1 protein-coding gene is annotated in these 1,084 nt (G+C 55.8%); it reads left to right on the top strand.

Annotated features, from left to right (window positions below):
• Window positions 1-542: 542 nt before the first annotated feature.
• A complete protein-coding gene (locus AC3WLT_RS37175; protein WP_492596525.1) occupies window positions 543-1,022 on the top strand; it encodes a TIGR04141 family sporadically distributed protein in 480 nt (159 codons plus the stop codon).
• The last annotated feature ends 62 nt before the right edge of the window (window positions 1,023-1,084 follow it).

Genomic DNA, 1,084 nt, shown 5'->3' with positions numbered 1-1,084 from the left:
CCTCAAGGATTCGCTACGCCGGGCTTACGCCCGTCCTTGACCCGCCAAACCTACCCACTCAAAATTCAAAAGAGGCGAAAATGATATTGGTCAGCTCTGACATGGTGCCGCCCATGCGCTGTTGTCTCGGTCGACGTATATTGTTCAATAACCGATTTACCTCGTCGCAACAATGCGGTCTGCCAATAGCTATTGACTGTGGTAGCAAACAAGCGCAGTGTCTCCAACTGCGCGCGGCCGACGCGTTCCGGAGGCCCTGCCGAACAGCAAAAATACAGAAACGGGGGTCTTCGATGAGAGAGCATCAGACCAGAAAGGAGCGGTTGACCATTTATCTGGTTAAGGACTCCACGCTCCGAGACGAGCAAATTGTAAAAACAAACCGAACAAAGAACGGAATCGAACTCAAGATTTCCGATGGCTCAGTTCATCTCTACGTGAAAGACATAGAGCGCCTGACTCCCCCGCCTTGGGCCCCCTTTTTGATCACCAATCAGGAAGTCCCGCCAAAGCTCTTCGCGGGCAGTCGTGCGGAATGAGCCATCCTAATCGTCCGACTCGCGAAGAACACGTTCGCCCTTACCTTCGGCATGGGGCATCACCTATTGAACCTCGATCTGGTCGAGCGGGATTTCGGGCTACGCGTGACGCTGAACTCGATCGATGCGGCTAGGCTGCGCAGCCTAGACAAGGCAGGCAACGAAGCACGTCGACAATCGCCTCGACTTGCCGGAAGAAGCTGCTGGAACTGGGCCTTTCCCGTGGAAAACGGGGAATTGACCGTATCACAGTCGCAGCGTTGCTGGAAGACTACTACGGTACCGACCTGCTCGGACGGATGGACCCCGCCTACGCCGCAGGCAAACGCGATCAATGGTTTCGAATGGGAAGCAGGAGCGGCACACCGGATGTCCCCCTCAGCCGCCATTTACTTACCGCGCATTCCCTGTTCGTCGACGCTCGACGAACGCGTGGCACGCAATCGCGAATTGCAGCGCGAACTCGACCAGTTCGATCTCTAACCCTCTTTACGCAGGATTCAACCGCGCCCTTTCGATGACCGTACCACACCGACTGATCCACA

This window comes from Paraburkholderia sp. FW306-2-2C-D06C, assembly GCF_058781505.1.
Note: the sequence above shows the minus strand (reverse complement) of the source record. Positions and strands in the feature narration are given on the sequence as shown.